This is a genomic window from Seonamhaeicola sp. ABD4_175 (genome assembly GCF_056160885.1).
The window spans coordinates 738,143-756,940 of sequence record NZ_JBSWYC010000002.1 but is presented as its reverse complement, the minus strand read 5'-3'; the positions used below and the strand labels follow the sequence as shown (position 1 = coordinate 756,940).

Sequence of the window (18,798 nt, the reverse complement as noted above, 5' to 3'; positions counted from 1 at the left end):
ACTTTTAATAGTGTTATAATAAGTTTAAATTTGCAGCCGTCATTACTAGGGTAGCAACCACGAAGTAATCTTTTTAATTAGCAGATAGCTTCACTTTATTGGCAATGACGTTAAATATCTTTAAAAGAGTCATGAATTACAATTTCAACGAAATAGAAGCCAAGTGGCAAAAATATTGGGCAGAAAATAAAACCTTTAAAGCCGAAAACCAAAGTGATAAACCCAAATATTATGTGTTAGATATGTTTCCGTACCCAAGTGGTGCAGGTTTACATGTTGGGCATCCGTTGGGATATATTGCATCTGATATTTATGCACGCTACAAACGCCATAAAGGGTTTAATGTACTGCATCCGCAAGGGTATGATTCTTTTGGGCTTCCGGCAGAACAATATGCCATTCAAACGGGTCAGCACCCTGCAATTACAACCAAAGAAAACATTGCAACATACCGCCGCCAACTAGATCAAATTGGTTTTTCGTTCGATTGGTCTCGCGAAGTAAGAACATCAGACCCAAAATATTATAAATGGACACAGTGGATTTTTATTCAATTATTTAATTCATGGTTTAATTACAATACTAATAAAGCTGAAGACATTTCAGTATTAATAGATGTTTTTAATAACGAAGGAAATGCCAATGTAAACGCTGCTTGTGATGATGATATTGAAAGCTTTACAGCAGCAAATTGGAAAACCTTTTCAAAAGAAAAACAACAACAAATATTACTACAATACCGTTTAACTTATTTAGCTGAAACTGAAGTAAACTGGTGTCCGGCTTTAGGAACCGTTTTAGCAAACGATGAAATTGTAAACGGCGTATCTGAACGCGGAGGACATCCGGTTGTGCGTAAAAAAATGACACAATGGAGTATGCGCATTTCTGCTTATGCAGAACGTTTACTTCAAGGTTTAGAAACTATAGATTGGACAGACTCTTTGAAAGAAAGCCAGCGTAACTGGATTGGAAAATCGGTTGGGGCTTCGGTAACTTTCAATGTAAATGATTATGACGAGACTATCGAGGTTTTCACCACCCGTCCTGACACCATTTTCGGGGTAAGTTTCATGACCTTAGCACCAGAACATGATTTGGTGTCAAAAATTACAACACCAGAGCAAAAAGCTGCGGTAAATGCCTATGTTGAAGCTACAGCAAAACGTAGCGAGCGCGATAGAATGGCCGATGTTAAAACCATTTCGGGCGTATTTACAGGGGCTTATGCAGAACATCCGTTTACTAAAGAGCCTATTCCTATTTGGATTGGCGATTACGTACTTGCTAGCTATGGCACAGGAGCTGTTATGGCGGTACCTTGTGGAGACCAGCGCGATTATGATTTTGCAAAACACTTCGGAATTGAAATACCAAATATTTTTGAAGGTGTAGATATTTCTGAACAAGCCTTTGCCGATAAAGACAAAACCATTATTGCCAATAGTGATTTTATTAATGGCATGAATTATAAAAAAGCTACCAAACGTGTAATTTATGAGTTAGAGCAAATTGGGCAAGGCGAAGGAAAAACTAATTACCGCTTGCGCGATGCCGTATTTAGCCGCCAGCGTTATTGGGGAGAACCATTTCCTGTGTATTATGTTAATGGCATGCCACAAATGATTGATGCTAAATATTTGCCTATTGAGTTACCCGAAGTTGAAAAATATTTACCAACCGAAACCGGTGAGCCACCATTAGGGAACGCCACAAAATGGGCTTGGGATACCGATAAAAACGAAGTTGTAGAAAACCAAAAAATTGATAACAAAACAGTTTTTCCTTTAGAGTTAAACACCATGCCAGGGTGGGCAGGAAGCTCGCAGTATTTTAACCGTTACATGGACCCACAAAATGATGAGGCTATTTTTTCAAAAGAAGCCATTAATTATTGGCAACAGGTAGATTTATACATTGGCGGTTCTGAGCACGCCACAGGTCATTTACTATACTCGCGCTTTTGGCAAAAATTTATGTTTGATAAAGGCTATGTTGGTCATGATGAGTTTGCTAAAAAACTAATTAACCAAGGTATGATTTTGGGAGAAAGCGCCTTTTTATATGTTATTGAGGGACGTTTAAAGAAAGGTTCAGAAGATATTCAAGTTATAGATAGTCAAGTTATTATTGGAAAAGATTTTTTTGATTCTTTGGAGAATAAAGAAAGTGATGTAGACGAGTTAACTATTGGAGTTAAAGATTTTTTATACCAAAAAGTTAATTCTTTTATTGATGCTAATAGTATTTATTCTGAATTTAAAATTTATTACAAGTCTTTCAAAACTTCTAATATTGATATTAATTTTGTTAATATTAGTAACGAATTAGACTTCAGTTCTTTGACAACAGATAAAAGATTTGAAATATTACAAAATGCTCATTATTTTGATGGAAAAAAAGTAATTGATAATCAAAATATTTCTTCAGAAACAACTATTAAAGTTTCACGAGAAGTTGAAAAAATGTCAAAATCAAAATACAACGTAGTCAATCCAGATAATATTTGTAAAGATTACGGAGCAGACAGTTTACGTTTATACGAAATGTTTTTAGGCCCGTTAGAGCAATACAAACCTTGGAATACAGCTGGTATTACCGGTGTGCACGGTTTCTTAAAAAAACTTTGGAAACTGTATTTTGATGACAACGGACTAAAAGTAACTGATGCAGAGCCAACCAAAGACAACCTTAAAACACTACATAAAACCATTAAAAAGGTTGAAGAAGATATTGAAAATTTCTCATTCAACACATCAGTATCAACCTTCATGATTGCTGTAAACGAGTTATTATCTCAAAAATGTACAAGTAAAGCTATTTTACAGCCGTTATTGGTGTTAATTTCACCGTATGCGCCACATGTAGCAGAACAGCTTTACGCTTGTGTTGAGTTTGGTAAATACATTCAACCAGATGAATTACCAAATGATTATAAAGGTATTAGCGCAGTTGCATTTCCTAAGTTTGATGAAAGTCATTTAGTAGAAAGCAGTAAAAACTACCCAATTTCATTTAACGGTAAAATGCGTTTTACCATGGAGTTGCCATTAGATATGAGTAAAGAAGATATTGAAAAAACAGTAATGGCTCACCAAAAAACACAAGAGCAATTAGCCGGCAGAACGCCTAAAAAAGTTATTGTAGTGCCCGGTAAAATTGTAAATATTGTAGGTTAAAATTGTGCAATGTTTTTTAACCATTATGCAAGTTTTTAATATAGATTATATAGAAATTATAGGTTTAACAGCCGCTGTTTTAACAACATCGGCTTTTTTACCTCAAGTTTATCAAACTTGGAAAACTAAAGATGTATCGGCACTATCACTTCCCATGCTGCTCATCTTTTTCATTGGTGTTTTATTTTGGCTAGTGTATGGCATTTTAATGAATAGTTTATCAATGATTTTGGCAAACTCTATCACCATTATATCGTCTTTCTTACTGGTTTACTTCAAAATTAAATACTCTAAACGTTAGTACTATTTCAAAAAAATTAGGGGTTTTTTAATATTTATACGTCTTAATTACAAAATAGTTAAAAAAGATATGCTGTGAATGTCTATTTTAGTTAATTCATAAATATATGTTCATTTCCTTAATTATTTTTTAATAAAAACATGATTTTTGAATTTTTTTTCAATCTAATGTTTTAAATTTGTAACCGTTTTTAACAAATAACTTAAAAATTATCACCGCTTATGAAAATTGGTGTTCCTATTGAAATTAAAAATAATGAAAACCGTGTTGGTATGACGCCATCTGGGGTTTTTGAACTTGCTAAAAGAAATCACACAGTTTATGTGCAAAAAAATGCTGGTTTTAACAGTGGTTTTTTAGATGAAGATTATGTTGAAGCAGGCGCAACAATTCTTGATACTATTGAAGATGTTTACGCAACTGCCGAAATGATTGTGAAGGTTAAAGAACCTATTGAACAAGAATATACGTTAATTAAACCACACCACACCGTGTTTACGTATTTTCATTTTGCATCTAGTGAGCCGTTAACAAAAGCTATGATTGAAAGTAAGGCTGTTTGTATTGCTTATGAAACTGTTGAAGATAAAGATGGTTCTTTGCCGTTGTTAATTCCTATGTCTGAAGTAGCTGGAAGAATGTCTATTCAACAAGGGGCTAAATATTTAGAAAAACCTATTATGGGACGCGGTATTTTACTTGGCGGAATTCCGGGAGTACCACCAGCAAAGGTTTTAATTTTAGGTGCAGGCGTAGTAGGTGTGCAAGCAGCACGTATGGCTTCTGGTTTAGGCGCAAACGTATTTATTTTAGATATAAATATGAAAGCCTTAAGGCATGTTAGCGAAACTATGCCAAATAACGTAATTAGCGAGTTTTCTAGTGAATATAACATTAGAAAACACATTAAAGACGCCGATTTAATTATTGGAGGTGTACTTATAAAAGGAGCCAAAGCACCAAAACTTATAACAAGAGATATGCTTAAAGATATGCAACCCGGTACCGTAATGGTTGATGTGGCTGTAGATCAAGGTGGTTGTTTTGAAACTACAAAACCAACTACACACCAAGACCCAACGTATATTATAGATGAGGTGGTGCATTACTCAGTGGCAAACATGCCTGGTGCAGTGCCTTATACATCAACAGTGGGCTTAACTAATGTTACATTACCGTACGTTATTAAGTTAGCAGACATGGGTTGGAAAAAAGCAACCAAGAAAAATAAATCACTTGCAAAAGGACTCAACATAGTAAACGGTAAAATAGTTTATAAAGAAATTGCAGAAGCGTTTGATTTAGCGTTTGAAACTGCATAATTTAAGTTGATCAGGTTAATAGCAGAAACCCTAATAAACATTTGTTTGTTAGGGTTTTCTTTTTTTTATATGACAAACTTTCATTTTTATATTTATGGTGTAATTATTGTTATATTTACTTTATAATTAAAAAGAAAAAACAAAATGATAGGATATTATATATTAATTGGTGCTATAACACTTGTAAGTTGGGCGGTTAGTAACACGCTAAAACGCAAGTTTGATAAATACTCTAAAACACCATTACGTAATGGCATGAGTGGTGCAGAAATTGCACAAAAAATGTTGGCAGATCATGGTATTTATGATGTTGAAGTTATTTCAACAGCAGGAAGGTTAACAGATCATTATAACCCAAAAAACAAAACCGTTAATTTAAGTGAGGCTGTTTACAACCAACGTAACGCTGCTGCGGCTGCAGTAGCAGCACATGAAGTTGGGCATGCTGTACAACACGCCCAGGCATATAATTGGTTGCAAATGCGCTCAACATTGGTGCCTATTGTAAGTGTTAGTTCTGGCATGTCTCAATGGTTAATCATTGGTGGTTTAGTGTTAGGTGGTGCCGCTGGTTTAGGTTTAGGCTGGTGGGTAGCTGTGGCAGGTGTTGTATTAATGGGGTTTGCAACCTTGTTTAGCTTTATAACATTACCTGTAGAGTATGATGCTAGTAACCGCGCATTGGCATGGTTAAAAAATAAAAATGTTGTAACTCCAGATGAATATAAAGGCTCTGAAGATGCTTTAAAGTGGGCTGCAAGAACATACTTAGTAGCGGCTATTGGTGCGCTTGCTAACTTATTATATTGGGCGCTACAAGTATTTGGAAGAGACTAAAATTTAAAAACAATACATTATAAAAGCTCTGAAGTTTTTTCAGGGCTTTTCTTTATTTAAAAATGATAGATACAAACAACTTTTACAAAGAAAACGTTACATTATATAAGGCAAAAGCCAAAGCTTGTCATAAAAAAATGATATCACTTAGCTTGGTGAGGTTAACAGTATTTTTATTAACAGGTTTAGGTGTTTATTTTACAATTAATACTTGGCAGATTGCTGTTTTAATAGCGTTAATTGGTGTGGTTGTTTTTGTGAAATTATTATCAAAATACACCGATGTTAAAAATAATAAGGCTTTTTTTGAAGCATTGGTAACTGTTAATAATGATGAAATTGCTATTGCATTGGGTAAATTTCATGACAGAGATAGTGGTAGCAAATATCAAGATCCTTCACATTTTTATAGCTTAGATATTGATTTGTTTGGTCGTGGTTCTTTCTTTCAATTCATAAACAGAACTACAATAAATGAGGGCACAGAAACACTTTCAAATCTATTAAAAGCTAATAATGTTGATGATATCTCGGTGAGGCAAAAAGCCATAAAAGAATTGAGTGAAATGCCAAAGTGGCGCCAGTTTTATTTAGCAGCGTCTAGTTTGGTAACCATTGAAACTTCAGCAAAATCTATTATTAGTTGGCTTAAAAGTTACACGTTGTTTTTGCCTAAAACTATGCGCTGGTTGCCTTTGGTTTTTTCAATAATTACAGGCGTTTTATTACTGGCAACTTTGGGTGGTTTTATTGCACCGTCTATTATTGGGTATTGGTTGTTTGTTGGTTTGGGTATTACGGGTGTTTATGTGAAAAAAATAAACGAATTATCATTTAAAACAGATAAATTAAAGGATACATTTAGGCAATACAGTGTATTACTAAAGCAAATTGAAGAGGCCAAATTTCAATCTAAACTTTTAAAAGAAAAACAAGCGCTTATAACTTCTGAAAACAAAAAAGCTTCAGTAATTTTTAAAGAGCTTTCAAAAGCTTTAGATGCTTTAGATAATAGAAACAACATTATTGGTGCTTTTTTTGGAAATGGATACTTTTTAACCGATTTAAAAAATAGTTACAAAATTGAACAATGGATTAAAAATTACGGTCATAAAGTTAATGATTGGTTTGAAGTAGTACAGTTTTTTGATGCTTACATTTCACTAGGTAATTATGCGTTTAACCACAGGCAGTTTGTGTATCCTGAAATAACAAATTCTTCTGAAGTTATTAAAGCTGAAAAGTTGGGGCATCCGCTATTAAACGCCTCAAAGCGTGTAGATAGTAATTTACAAATTGATAATGAACAGTTTTTTATTGTAACCGGTGCAAATATGGCAGGCAAAAGTACCTTTTTGCGCACAGTATCTTTACATATAGTTATGGCCAATGTTGGTTTGCCAGTTTGTGCAACATCTAGTAAATACAATCCGGTAAAATTAATAACAAGCATGCGTACTACAGATTCTTTGACAGATGATAGTTCGTATTTCTTTTCAGAATTAACAAGGTTAAAGTTTATTGTTGATACCATTAAAAACGATTCTTATTTTATAATTTTAGATGAAATTTTAAAAGGTACCAATAGTACAGATAAGGCTATTGGATCTAAAAAATTTGTTGAAAAATTAGTGGCATTACACGCTACAGGTATTATTGCAACGCACGATTTGAGTTTATGTGCTATTGAAAATGAACTTAAACATGTGAAGAATTATTATTTTGATGCCGAAATTATTAATAACGAACTTTATTTTGATTACATGCTAAAACAAGGTGTTTGCCAAAACATGAATGCATCCTTTTTATTGAAGAAAATGGATATTGTTTAATATATCTAATCTTAAAAATAAAACCATTAACCGAAACAGTTAAGGCGTTTTATCGATAAACGGAAAAATGGATTAAAACAATCTATAAATTTGCTGTAGTAAATTGTTTAATCCATTAAAAATCAAAAGTATGTCAATCTTCAACATATTACTTATTTTACTAGTTTTTGTCATCGTTTTCGGTGCCTTATCATGTCACATTTTAATAGTTTCTTACAAGTTAGATAAAGATTTATCTAGGGTAATTAATAACGCTAAATTTTATTTAGAAGAATCTTCAGAAAATAAAATGAAACACAAACAGCTTATTTAATTCTAATTTTTAACAATACATAATTCTAGTAAAGGAGAATTATTATCCTATTGTTTTACCTAAATCTAACCTAAAAAAACTTAAACATGTTAATAATAAAAATACTTTCAGTGGTTGTAATTGTAAACATTATTATAACACTATATTTTCTATTACAATCTCATAAAATACAAAAAGAAACAGATAGTTTAAAAAATAACCAAAGCGTTTTAATATCTAATAGTTTCATTAAAAAACAAGAACTACATAAAAACATTATTTCTCAAATAAAAAAACCTAAAGAACACTTTAATTTAATGCAATGCATAAAAACAATAGATTTTATAAAGACTATTGAAAACTTTTACGATTGCGAGCATAAACCCTGTAATGAACAGGTTGAAAATAATTTAAAAGAAATGCAAAAAATTAAATGTAAAATGAAAAGAAGAATAGTTAAGCTTTTGAGAGGAAAGCGAAAACTGGTTTAACTCAAGGTTAAGCCATTTATAAAAGTAACGTTTAAAAATCCAACCTAAACGTTACTTTTTTTTGTATGTAACTTTTTTTAATGCAGTGTGTCTTAATAAAAAATAAACTTAATATTACATATGAAACTTTTAATTTTAGTACTAAGCTTTGGGTTTTTTAGTATAACATGTAACGCTCAAAATAGTAAAGTAAATACGGTTAATTACAAGCTAAAAGGCAGTAAAATTTATAAAAATGGTGAAGATGTAACGGCCACCTTAACCGAAGCCGAACAAGAGGCTATTAAAGCTACATTAAAAAATGAAAAAGCTGACGCGAAAACAAAACTAAAGCAAGAGAAAGATTTAAAGAAAGCCGAAAAAGAAAGAAAAAAAGAAGCGCAAAAACGTAAAAAAGCAACCAAAGCATTAAAACGAAAAGAAACGATACAGGCCAACTACAATAAAGCAAAAAATAATTTAGAAAAAACACAAGCTAAGTTTAAACGCTTAAAAGAAAAAGGAAAGCTATCTCCAATTAAAGAAATACAATATGAGCAAAAGCTAGAAAAGCTTAATGAAAAGTTTATTAAAGCCGAAAAAAAACTTAAATCTATTTAAGTGTAAACGTAGTTTAAGTTTGGTTTTGCTGTTTTAAATAAGTAATTTTCAATATGCAAAACGAACTAAATATAGCACTAATTCAAACCGATTTAGTTTGGGAAAACCCTGAACAAAATCGGTTTAATTTTTACAATAAAATACAAGCACTACCACAAAATGTAGATGTTGTTGTGTTGCCAGAAATGTTTACAACAGGTTTTACAATGAATGCCCAAACTGTTGCCGAAACCATGCAAGGTAAAACAGTTAATTGGATGATAGATACCGCCAAAAAACACCAGCTTGCAATTGTGGGTAGTGTTGTAATAACTGAAAATAATAATTATTACAACCGCTTAATTTTTGTTGAACCTAACGGAAAAATATACAGTTACAATAAACGACATACATTTACATTAGCCGGTGAAGATAAAGTATACACAAAAGGAATTAAGCAGCTTATTGTTAATTATAAAGGTTGGAAATTTTGCCCTTTAGTTTGTTATGATTTGCGGTTTCCTGTTTGGGCAAGAAACACAACAGATTATGATGTGTTATTATACGTTGCCAACTGGCCCAAAAAACGTATAAATGCTTGGGATGCGCTTTTAAAAGCAAGAGCTATTGAGAATATGAGTTATTGCATTGGAGTTAACAGAGTTGGTGTAGATGGTTTAAGTATTGAATACTCAGGCAACTCTGCAGTATATGATGTTTTAGGTGCTAAAATTACAAATACACAACCAAATAAAACACAGGTTGAAGTTGTAACCTTGCAAAAACAACATGTTTTAAAATATAGAAACGCGCTACGCTTTCTAGATGATAAGGATGCTTTTAGTCTAAAAATTTAAGCGTTTGTATTAAACCCCAATTGGCTCTTATTTCTTCGTCATTGTCAAAAATAAAGTGGCTCACGTGTTCTGGCTGTATCTTTTTTAAATAATTACCAGAATCATATTTTTTGTTACCGTTAGCATCATGTATGGCTCTTACAAAATATTTTCCGGGTGTAACATTTAAAAAGTCTACTTCTTGTTGTTTTTCAACATAAGTTTCAAATTTAACATCGCCTTTATCATTGGTTAATTGAAGTATAAGTGGGTATTTGGCATTAACTAATGTAAAACGCGCGTAACCATAATCAGATTCTTTTCTGGTGCTAACACTATAGTTTAGTGTATCTGTATTAAAAGTGCCGTAAAAATCTTCAAAAGCTTCGGGTTTTATTTCAAAATTATAATTGTTTTCATACGCTTTTTTAAATTTGAAAACATAGGTGTTGTTAATAGTATCAAATGCTGTGGTAAAGTTTACTTTGGTAGAATCTTTGTCTATTAAAGTTACTTTTTCAGCATCAAAAAAAGTAAGTGGTGTTGTGCCTGAAATTTTAAAATCTTCATTTAAAGAAATAGAACTTGTAGGGTTGGCATTAAGCATTAAAGAATCGCGTTCTTGCACGCTAATTCTTGCTGTAAAATCTTTTTCATAATTGGTGTTTGTTACTTTAAATAACAACGAATCTACCTCTAACCTTGGTTTGTACCAGTAGTATAGTGTGTCTGTTTCTTTATCTTTAGTGATTTTATACTTGAAATCTTTGGGTGTTTCAGACTGTATTTTTATTTGCATGTTTTTATAATCTCCTTCATAACCAAAAGCAATTTTTTCACCAGAAATAAGCTTTGGGTTTACAGCTTTAAAATCTAACGCTTCTTTAAAAAGTTTTAATGTGTATGTGGTATCTGTAGGTATGTTAATAAACGTTTTATGAAATGCAATTTGATCTGTTTTTTGCTGAAATTTATTATCACCATTATTATCTTTTAAAGCCATAAGCATATATTTGCCGGCTTTAATATTTTCAATAGAAAATGTGGTAAGACTATCAAGTGTGTTGGTGATGTATTTAGGTACTTCTTTATAAACAATAGAATCTGTAAAGGTAGAATCTACTTCATATAAAGCTACATTTACAAAGGTTTCTGGTGCTCTGTTATAAGCATCAATAATTTGGCCTTGTACTTTTAAAGAATCTATGTAATCTCCGGTAGAAAACACATATCTGTAGTACGGGTATGGGTTTCCTTCGTTATTATCTACAATACTATTTCCAAAGTTAAAAGCATAGGTGGTGTTTGGTAAAAGTGTGTCAATAATTTTAATTTTTATTGTTTTACTAGCGCCACTCATTGGCCTAATTTCAGGTTGGTATTTCATTGGTGGCGAAATAATGAGTTGTTTTTCAATGTTTTTAATTTTTATATACTCATCAAATTCAACCTCAATTTCATTGCCTTTAAAATTGGTAGAATAGTTCTCTGGAGACGATTTTTCAATTTTTGGAGGTTCTTCATCTTTTGGGCCGCCATCGGGTGTACCACGGTTAGCGCAATTAATTAAAAGCGTTCCAAAAAAAACTAATAAAACAACGTTTGAAAGGGTTTTATTCATTACCAACTTAATTTTGCACAAACCTACATAAAATTAGAAATATAACGTGCAAATTACGGTACTATTGCCATGGTGGCAATGCTAATTTTTATGTTTTTAGCTTGTTGTAACACCGTGGCACACGCTTCTAAGGTAGCGCCAGTTGTTATAATATCATCAACTAATAAAATATGTTTGTTTTCAATGTGTTGCATATTTTTTAATGCAAAAAGTTCGTTAGTGTTTTTCCAGCGTGCAACACGTGTTTTGTTGGTTTGTGAAGTGGTATTTGTAATTTTTACCAATACATTATCAATAAATTGGGCATTTAATGCAAGTGCTAATTGTTGTCCAAATTTAGTTACTTGGTTATAACCACGTTTTTGTAATTTCTTTTTGTGCAAAGGTACGGGTATTACACAATCAATATTTCTGTAGGCATCAATATTTTTAAGCTCACCACCAAGCCAATTGCCAAGTGTAAACCCAATTTTTTCATAGCCTTTATATTTTAAGCCATGTATGAGCCTTTGTACGTTGCTCTTTTTTTCAAACCTAAAAAGAGCGGTGCCTAATTCAATTTTTACACGGCCATAAAGTACTTTTTTAACGCTATTATTATCATCAAAATGAAAGTTTGTAACAGGTAAATCATGCCGGCAATCAATACAAATATCGTGTTCATTATCTTGTAGCAAACTATGGCAGGCATAACAAACCTTAGGAAAAAATAAGTTTACTACATCAGCTATCATTTATTTTGGTATTGTGAAGTTTATTTAATTTAGAAAATAGATGAGTAAACTTACATAAAAATACCACAAATTTCAATAAATTTTAATGTTGGACGCTTTTAGTTTCAGGGCGTTTTATATTTTTGCACCTATGGCAAATCAAGACGATAAATTTAAGAAGGTTATATCGCATGCAAAGGAATACGGATATGTATTTCAAAGTAGCGAAATTTATGATGGTTTAAGCGCTGTTTATGACTATGCACAAAACGGAGCCGAACTAAAGAAAAACATACGAGATTATTGGTGGAAAGCCATGGTACAAATGCATGAAAATATTGTTGGTATAGATGCTGCAATTTTTATGCACCCAACCACTTGGAAAGCATCAGGACACGTAGATGCGTTTAATGACCCTTTAATTGATAATAAAGATTCTAAAAAACGCTACAGAGCCGATGTTTTAATTGAAGATTATTGTGCTAAAATAGAAGCTAAAATTGATAAAGAAGTAAAAAAAGCAGCTAAACGTTTTGGTGATGCTTTTAACAAAGAAGAATTTGTAACTACCAATGGTAGAGTGCTTGGTTATCAAGAAAAAATAAATAGAATTCTATCTAGAATGGCAAAATCTTTAGAAAACGAAGATTTAGCCGATGTTAAAGCCCTAATTGAAGAATTAGAAATTGCAGACCCGCTAACCGGAAGCAAAAACTGGACAGACGTTAAACAGTTTAACCTTATGTTTGGTACAAAACTAGGCGCAAGTGCAGAAAGTGCTATGGATTTATACCTGCGCCCAGAAACAGCTCAGGGTATTTTTGTAAACTTCTTGAATGTACAGAAAACAGGAAGAATGAAAATTCCGTTTGGCATTGCGCAAACAGGTAAAGCATTTAGAAACGAAATTGTTGCCAGACAATTTATATTTAGAATGCGTGAGTTTGAACAAATGGAAATGCAATTTTTTATTAAACCAGGCACACAAAAAGAATGGTATGAACACTGGAAAGAAACCCGCCTAAAATGGCACTTAAGTTTAGGTATGGGCGAAGATTTATACCGTTTTCATGACCACGAAAAATTAGCACATTATGCTGATGCTGCTGCCGATATTGAGTTTAAATTTCCGTTTGGTTTTAAAGAATTAGAAGGGATACATTCTAGAACTGATTTCGATTTAAGTCAGCATGAAAAATTTTCAGGTAAAAAATTACAATATTTTGATCCTGAAGAGAACAAAAGCTATGTGCCCTATGTATTAGAAACATCAATTGGTTTAGATAGAATGTTTTTAGCAGTTTTCTCTAATGCATTACAAGAAGAAGAATTAGAAAATGGTACTACCAGAACTGTTTTAAAATTGCCAAGTGTTTTAGCGCCAGTAAAAGCAGCTATTTTGCCGCTGGTTAAAAAAGATGGTTTGCCTGAAATAGCACGTAAAATTGTTGATGAATTAAAATGGGATTTTAATGTTATTTATGATGAAAAAGACGCTGTAGGACGCCGTTACCGTAGGCAAGATGCTAACGGAACGCCATTTTGTATTACAGTAGATCATGATACCATTGAAGATAATACCGTTACCATAAGGCATAGAGATACTATGGAGCAACAACGCGTTAAAATTGATGAATTAAGAAACATCATTAAACAAGAAGTTGATGTACGTAATTGGTTAATGAAAATGAAGTAGTAAAAACTTTTAGTAAAAAAACTATTATAATTATCAATAAAAAACCCCGAGTGTTAGCTCGGGGTTTTTATTTATATCTTCATTTGGCGATCAATTTGTTGATCTAGTGAAATAAATGTTTCAGTTCTAGAAACTCCCGAAATAGTTTGTATTTCGTCATTTAATAAGTGCATTAAATGTGCATTATTTTTACAAATAATTTTAATAAGTACATTCCAATTGCCAGTTGTATAATGGCATTCTAGTACTTCGGGCACTTTTTTAAGTTGTTTAATAGCTTCTGGGTTATGTATGGCTTTATCTAAATAAACACCAATAAAAGCTACAGTTGTGTAGCCTAAAACTCTTGGGTTTATTACAAATTTTGAACCAGTTATTAAACCAGATTTTTCAAGTTTACGTAAACGCTGGTGTATGGCAGCCCCAGAAATGCCAACGTTTCGGGCTATTTCTAAAATGGGCGTTCTAGCATCTACCATAAGGGCACGCAATATCTTTTTGTCTATTCCGTCTATTGTTAAAGCTTTGTCTTTTGATTTCATTTAAAATGATTTCTGTTTAAAAGGCTAATTTAATAATTTGATTTCAATTTAAAACTAAAATATTAAAATTGATTAACCCGGTAAATAAATTACTAGTTTTAGTTCACTAATTTTGCAATATTAATACAATAAATAATGACCAAAAAAATATTATTAGCAGGTACTATATTTGGTGTAATTGCCATAATTTTAGGTGCTTTTGGCGCACACGGTTTAAAATCATTAATCTCAACGGAGGCTCAAAAAACTTTTGAAACAGGCGTGCGCTATCAAATGTATCATGCATTATTTTTGCTTTTTGTAGGAGGTACTTCTTTTTTAACTGAAAAAACCAAGGTTATTATTTTCTATTTAGTAGTTTGTGGAGTCTTGTTCTTTTCGGGGTCTATTTATGGTTTAGCAACTAATAATCTGTCTGCTTTTAACTTTAAAACTATTGGTTTTGTAACCCCAATTGGTGGTTTGTTACTTGTAGTTGCTTGGAGTATTTTAATTGTGAAATTTTTAAAAATTAAACAGAAATAGCTGTTTAAAAAGTATAATTATCAAAATAAAACTATTAATTTTGCGTAAAACTTAAATTTTTACGAATTTATGGATAAAAACACCCAAACTACGAAAACGATTTCGTTAGAACGTTACGGCATAAAAAATGCTACATTACATTACCAGCTTTCGGCAGAAGCACTTCATGAAATATCAATTAAAAAGGGCTTAGGTGCTCAGGCCTCGTCTGGTGCTTTGGCAGTTAATACCGGTGAATTTACAGGGCGCTCACCTAAAGACAGGTTTATTGTTAAAGATGATATTACCAAAGACCGCGTTTGGTGGGGCGATATTAATATTCCTTTTGATGCAGATAAATTTGATAAACTTTATAGTAAAGTTGTTAATTACCTCTCTAACAAAGAAATATTTGTACGCGATTCTTACGCATGCGCCGATGAAAATTATAAACTGAGCATACGTGTAATAAATGAATATCCTTGGAGCAATCAATTTGCTTACAACATGTTTTTAAGACCTACTGATGAAGAGTTAGATAATTTTAATCCGCAATGGACGGTTGTAAATGCCCCAGGTTTTATGGCAAATCCTGAAGTTGATGGTACAAGACAACATAATTTTGCAATTTTAGATTTTTCAAAAAAAATAGCACTTATTGGCGGTACAGGTTATACAGGCGAAATTAAAAAAGGTATATTTTCAGCTTTAAATTTTATATTACCAGTTTTTAAAAACACATTGCCAATGCACTGTAGTGCCAATGTTGGTGAAAAGGGTGATACTGCTATCTTCTTTGGATTATCTGGTACGGGAAAAACCACACTATCAACAGATCCAAAAAGAAGTTTAATAGGTGATGATGAACACGGTTGGACAAACGAAAACACCGTTTTTAATTTTGAAGGTGGTTGTTATGCTAAAGTAATTAACCTTTCAAGAGATAAAGAACCTGAAATTTATGATGCCATTAAAAAAGGCGCCATATTAGAAAATGTTATATTAGATGATAATGGTGTGGTAGATTTTGCAAATACTTCCATTACACAAAATACAAGGGTTAGTTATCCAATTCATCATATTGAAAATATAAAAGTGCCTTCAATAGGCAAAAACCCAAAAAATATTTTCTTTTTAACGGCTGATGCTTTTGGTGTAATTCCGCCAATTTCAAAATTAACACCAAGTCAGGCTGCATATCATTTTATATCGGGTTATACAGCAAAAGTAGCAGGAACTGAAGCAGGTGTCGTTGAGCCTGTACCTTCTTTTTCAGCATGTTTTGGTGCGCCTTTTATGCCTTTACATCCAGCAAAATATGCTGAAATGCTAAGTGAAAAAATGGTTAAATCTGGCGTTAATGTTTGGTTGGTAAATACTGGGTGGACGGGTGGCCCTTATGGTGTAGGAAAGCGTATGGAACTTAAATATACACGGGCCATGATAAATGCCGTTTTAAATGGTGATTTAGGTTTGTATAATTATGACGATTACCATATTCACTCTGTATTTGGAGTAGCTCAACCAAGAAGTTGCCCTGGCGTGCCAACAAGTGTATTAAGCCCAAGAGCTACTTGGAATGATGATAAAGCATATTACACTACAGCCTTTAAATTAACAAATGCTTTTAGAGAAAATTTTAAAAAGTTTGAAGCGCACTGTAGTGAAGAGATAAGACGTGGCGGACCGCAACGCTACGCATTTTAAGTGTTTATTAGTTAAAGAAAAAAGGCTGGTTTTTTAAAAAAAATCAGCCTTTTTTAATAGTATTTTATGGTAATTATTTCCCTTTATTAACTTTGTCAATGTATTTTTCTAAAGCCATTGTCATTGAAGGTGTTTCGGGTGTTGGTGCAGCAATATCTACACGCAAACCTTTAGCTTCAACCGCTTTTATAGTTGTGTTTCCAAAAACAGCTATTCTAGTGTCATTTTGTTTGAAATCTGGGAAATTTTGAAATAAAGATTCAATTCCAGACGGACTAAAAAATACTAAAACATCATAATAAACATTAGCTAAATCTGATAAATCACTCACTACAGTTTTGTAAAAAGTGGCCTGTTTCCAATCTACACCTAAGGCATCTAATGTGTCAGGTACTTCTTGTTTAACTTTATCGGTATTTGGTAATAAAAACTTTTCGTCTTTATACTTTTTTATTAATGGTGAAAGCTCAGAAAATGTACGTTTACCAACATAAATTTTACGTTTTCTATACACAACATATTTTTGAAGGTAATAAGCAACAGCTTCAGATTGACAAAAATATTTCAATGTATCTGGTACTTTAAAGCGCATTTCTTCAGCTACTCTAAAAAAGTGATCTACAGCATTTCTACTAGTTAAAATTATGGCTGTGTAATTATTTAAATCAACCTTTTGGTGTCTTACTTCTTTTGCAGGTACACCTTCAACATGAATAAACGGTCTGAAATCAATTTTTACTTTTCGTTTTTCTTGTAAATCAAAGTATGGTGAGTTCTCTATTTTAGGTTCTGGTTGAGATACTAAAATTGTTTTCACTTTCATAGGCACAAGTAGTTTGTTCTGTATTAACTCATAAACACCTTGTATAATATAAGATAGGGTGTTATTTCAAGTGCGCAAAGATACAAAATAAAATAGAATAAATAGTTTTTTATAAAACTTTGATGCATTTTAAATGATGTTATTATTCCTATAATATTTGCAATTAATAAAATAATAACCATTATGTAAATTACCGTTAAAGAAACTTGAATTTTGTATAGTAAAATAGCATTTATAGGCAGTAATAAAATACCAATGTAATTTTTGTAGCTTATTTTTTGAAATATATAGTTGTCAACTAATTTGTCAATTTCAAAAAGGCTGGCTATAAGCCTTTCTAAAAGTACTTTTATAAGTATAAAAGCGCCAATACCAACCGCCATTTTAAATAATAAATTAACATTGGTACTTTTAATATTAGTAAAATGCCTGTAAACAACATATGTAAAAGTAGCGGCACAAATTATTAAGTTGCAAAATAAAAGAGCATCAAACTTATCAAAAAACTTCTGTTCTCTAGAGTAAATTTTTAAATATTTAGAGTTTCCTATTACATAAATAAAGTCGTTAAACCGCTTTGGATCAGCTAATTTAGCAATAGCAACTAAAGCGATACCAATAACTAGCAAAATGGTAAAAAGTTCATTATGTATAATTTCTCTAAGCATGCCTTAAAATTATTATATTTTATTAAGAAGAAGCTTAAAATTATTAAGGAAAATTTAAAAAAAATACGGGCTTAATAATGTACATTTGCCAAAATTAAATGTTCAAGAGTATTAGAATGGTAGGAGCTGTAGTTATTATTCCAACGTATAATGAAATTGAGAATATTGAAGCTATAATAAAGGCAGTTTTAGGGCAATCTAATGATGTTCATGTGCTTATTGTTGATGATAATTCACCAGATTTAACAGCTATAAAAGTTAAGGAGCTTCAAAAAAGTTACAGTAACAGATTGTTTTTAGAAATAAGAAAAGAAAAATCTGGACTTGGTACGGCTTATATTCATGGTTTTAAATGGGCTTTAAGTAAGGGTTATGATTATATTTTTGAAATGGATGCCGATTTTTCACATAACCCAAACGATTTACCAAAACTATACAATGCATGTGCTATTGATGGTGCCGATGTATCAATAGGTTCACGTTACAAAACAGGTGTAAATGTGGTAAATTGGCCTATGGGAAGAGTACTTATGTCGTACTTTGCATCAAAGTACGTGCGTTTTATAACGGGTATGAATATTACAGATACCACAGCGGGTTTTGTGTGCTATAAAAACCATGTGCTTAAAGCTATAAATTTAGATGCTGTAAAGTTTATTGGGTATGCATTTCAAATTGAAATGAAATTTAAAGCTTATTTAAAAAACTTTACAATTGTTGAAGTGCCCGTAATTTTTACAGATAGAACTAAAGGCGAATCTAAATTACACCGCGGCATAATATCTGAAGCTATTTTTGGTGTTGTCTCAATGAAAATTAAAAGCTTATTTAAAAAGTAAAACGTAATTCTATTTA

At 32.0% G+C, this 18,798-nt stretch carries 17 protein-coding genes; 12 read left to right on the top strand and 5 right to left on the bottom strand.

The genetic code is table 11. The features are described 5' to 3' along the window. Nucleotides 1–131: 131 nt before the first annotated feature. The 8 genes from ACXAG4_RS09680 (at nt 132) to ACXAG4_RS09645 (ending at nt 9,690) form a co-directional block, all read left to right on the top strand. Nucleotides 132–3,179, top strand: coding sequence for a leucine--tRNA ligase (locus tag ACXAG4_RS09680; RefSeq protein WP_475295873.1), 3,048 nt, complete (start codon nt 132–134; stop codon nt 3,177–3,179). A gap of 25 nt (nt 3,180–3,204) precedes the next feature. After that, a complete protein-coding gene (locus ACXAG4_RS09675) occupies nt 3,205–3,480 on the top strand; it encodes a SemiSWEET family sugar transporter (protein ID WP_475295872.1) in 276 nt (91 codons plus the stop codon). Between the two features lie 221 nt (nt 3,481–3,701). Continuing rightward, a complete protein-coding gene (ald, locus tag ACXAG4_RS09670; RefSeq protein WP_475295871.1) occupies nt 3,702–4,802 on the top strand; it encodes an alanine dehydrogenase in 1,101 nt (366 codons plus the stop codon). A gap of 144 nt (nt 4,803–4,946) precedes the next feature. Next, the gene (locus tag ACXAG4_RS09665) at nt 4,947–5,639 is read left to right on the top strand and encodes a zinc metallopeptidase (RefSeq protein WP_475295870.1); all 693 of its coding nucleotides are present in this window, start codon (nt 4,947–4,949) and stop codon (nt 5,637–5,639) included. A gap of 62 nt (nt 5,640–5,701) precedes the next feature. Further along, nucleotides 5,702–7,471: a MutS-related protein gene (locus ACXAG4_RS09660; RefSeq protein ID WP_475295869.1), complete on the top strand. Its 1,770-nt coding sequence runs from the start codon at nt 5,702–5,704 to the stop codon at nt 7,469–7,471. Between the two features lie 399 nt (nt 7,472–7,870). Then, on the top strand, nt 7,871–8,254 hold the full coding sequence (locus tag ACXAG4_RS09655) for a hypothetical protein (protein ID WP_475295868.1): 384 nt from the start codon (nt 7,871–7,873) through the stop codon (nt 8,252–8,254). Between the two features lie 120 nt (nt 8,255–8,374). Then, nucleotides 8,375–8,854, top strand: a complete 480-nt coding sequence (locus ACXAG4_RS09650; RefSeq protein WP_475295867.1) for a hypothetical protein — start codon at nt 8,375–8,377, stop codon at nt 8,852–8,854. Between the two features lie 53 nt (nt 8,855–8,907). Further along, nucleotides 8,908–9,690 carry an amidohydrolase gene (locus ACXAG4_RS09645; protein WP_475295866.1) on the top strand — a complete coding sequence of 261 codons (783 nt, stop codon included), beginning with the start codon at nt 8,908–8,910 and terminating at the stop codon, nt 9,688–9,690. Here the strand turns inward: ACXAG4_RS09645 and ACXAG4_RS09640 are convergent. Together ACXAG4_RS09640 and ACXAG4_RS09635 are read right to left on the bottom strand one after the other, a co-directional pair. Next, the gene (locus ACXAG4_RS09640; RefSeq protein WP_475295865.1) at nt 9,674–11,290 is read right to left on the bottom strand and encodes an Ig-like domain-containing protein; all 1,617 of its coding nucleotides are present in this window, start codon (nt 11,288–11,290) and stop codon (nt 9,674–9,676) included. The two genes, ACXAG4_RS09645 and ACXAG4_RS09640, sit on opposite strands and share 17 nt — an antisense overlap. Nucleotides 11,291–11,343: 53 nt before the next feature. Continuing rightward, complete coding sequence (locus ACXAG4_RS09635) at nt 11,344–12,024, bottom strand: ComF family protein (protein WP_475295864.1); 681 nt, start codon at nt 12,022–12,024, stop codon at nt 11,344–11,346. Nucleotides 12,025–12,154: 130 nt separating this feature from the next. On the opposite strand from ACXAG4_RS09635, the gene ACXAG4_RS09630 reads away from it, so the two are divergent. Beyond that, a complete protein-coding gene (locus ACXAG4_RS09630; RefSeq protein ID WP_475295863.1) occupies nt 12,155–13,699 on the top strand; it encodes a glycine--tRNA ligase in 1,545 nt (514 codons plus the stop codon). Between the two features lie 71 nt (nt 13,700–13,770). Here ACXAG4_RS09630 and ACXAG4_RS09625 read toward each other — a convergent pair whose 3' ends face one another. Next, complete coding sequence (locus ACXAG4_RS09625; protein ID WP_147134731.1) at nt 13,771–14,241, bottom strand: Lrp/AsnC family transcriptional regulator; 471 nt, start codon at nt 14,239–14,241, stop codon at nt 13,771–13,773. A 135-nt stretch (nt 14,242–14,376) separates the two neighbouring features. Between ACXAG4_RS09625 and ACXAG4_RS09620 the strand changes: the two genes are divergently transcribed. After that, entirely contained in the window at nt 14,377–14,766 is a 390-nt protein-coding gene (locus ACXAG4_RS09620) for a DUF423 domain-containing protein (protein ID WP_475295862.1), read from the top strand. Nucleotides 14,767–14,835: 69 nt separating this feature from the next. Next, nucleotides 14,836–16,452, top strand: a complete 1,617-nt coding sequence (gene pckA, locus ACXAG4_RS09615; protein WP_475295861.1) for a phosphoenolpyruvate carboxykinase (ATP) — start codon at nt 14,836–14,838, stop codon at nt 16,450–16,452. A gap of 73 nt (nt 16,453–16,525) precedes the next feature. Here pckA and ACXAG4_RS09610 read toward each other — a convergent pair whose 3' ends face one another. Both ACXAG4_RS09610 and ACXAG4_RS09605 read right to left on the bottom strand, forming a co-directional pair. Next, the gene (locus tag ACXAG4_RS09610; protein WP_475295860.1) at nt 16,526–17,275 is read right to left on the bottom strand and encodes a uroporphyrinogen-III synthase; all 750 of its coding nucleotides are present in this window, start codon (nt 17,273–17,275) and stop codon (nt 16,526–16,528) included. Nucleotides 17,276–17,298: 23 nt separating this feature from the next. Next, nucleotides 17,299–17,943 (bottom strand): DUF4271 domain-containing protein, encoded by a 645-nt coding sequence (locus ACXAG4_RS09605; RefSeq protein ID WP_475295859.1) that lies wholly within the window; start codon nt 17,941–17,943, stop codon nt 17,299–17,301. 116 nt (nt 17,944–18,059) lie between these two features. On the opposite strand from ACXAG4_RS09605, the gene ACXAG4_RS09600 reads away from it, so the two are divergent. Then, nucleotides 18,060–18,782: a polyprenol monophosphomannose synthase gene (locus tag ACXAG4_RS09600; RefSeq protein ID WP_475295934.1), complete on the top strand. Its 723-nt coding sequence runs from the start codon at nt 18,060–18,062 to the stop codon at nt 18,780–18,782. Nucleotides 18,783–18,798: the final 16 nt, after the last annotated feature.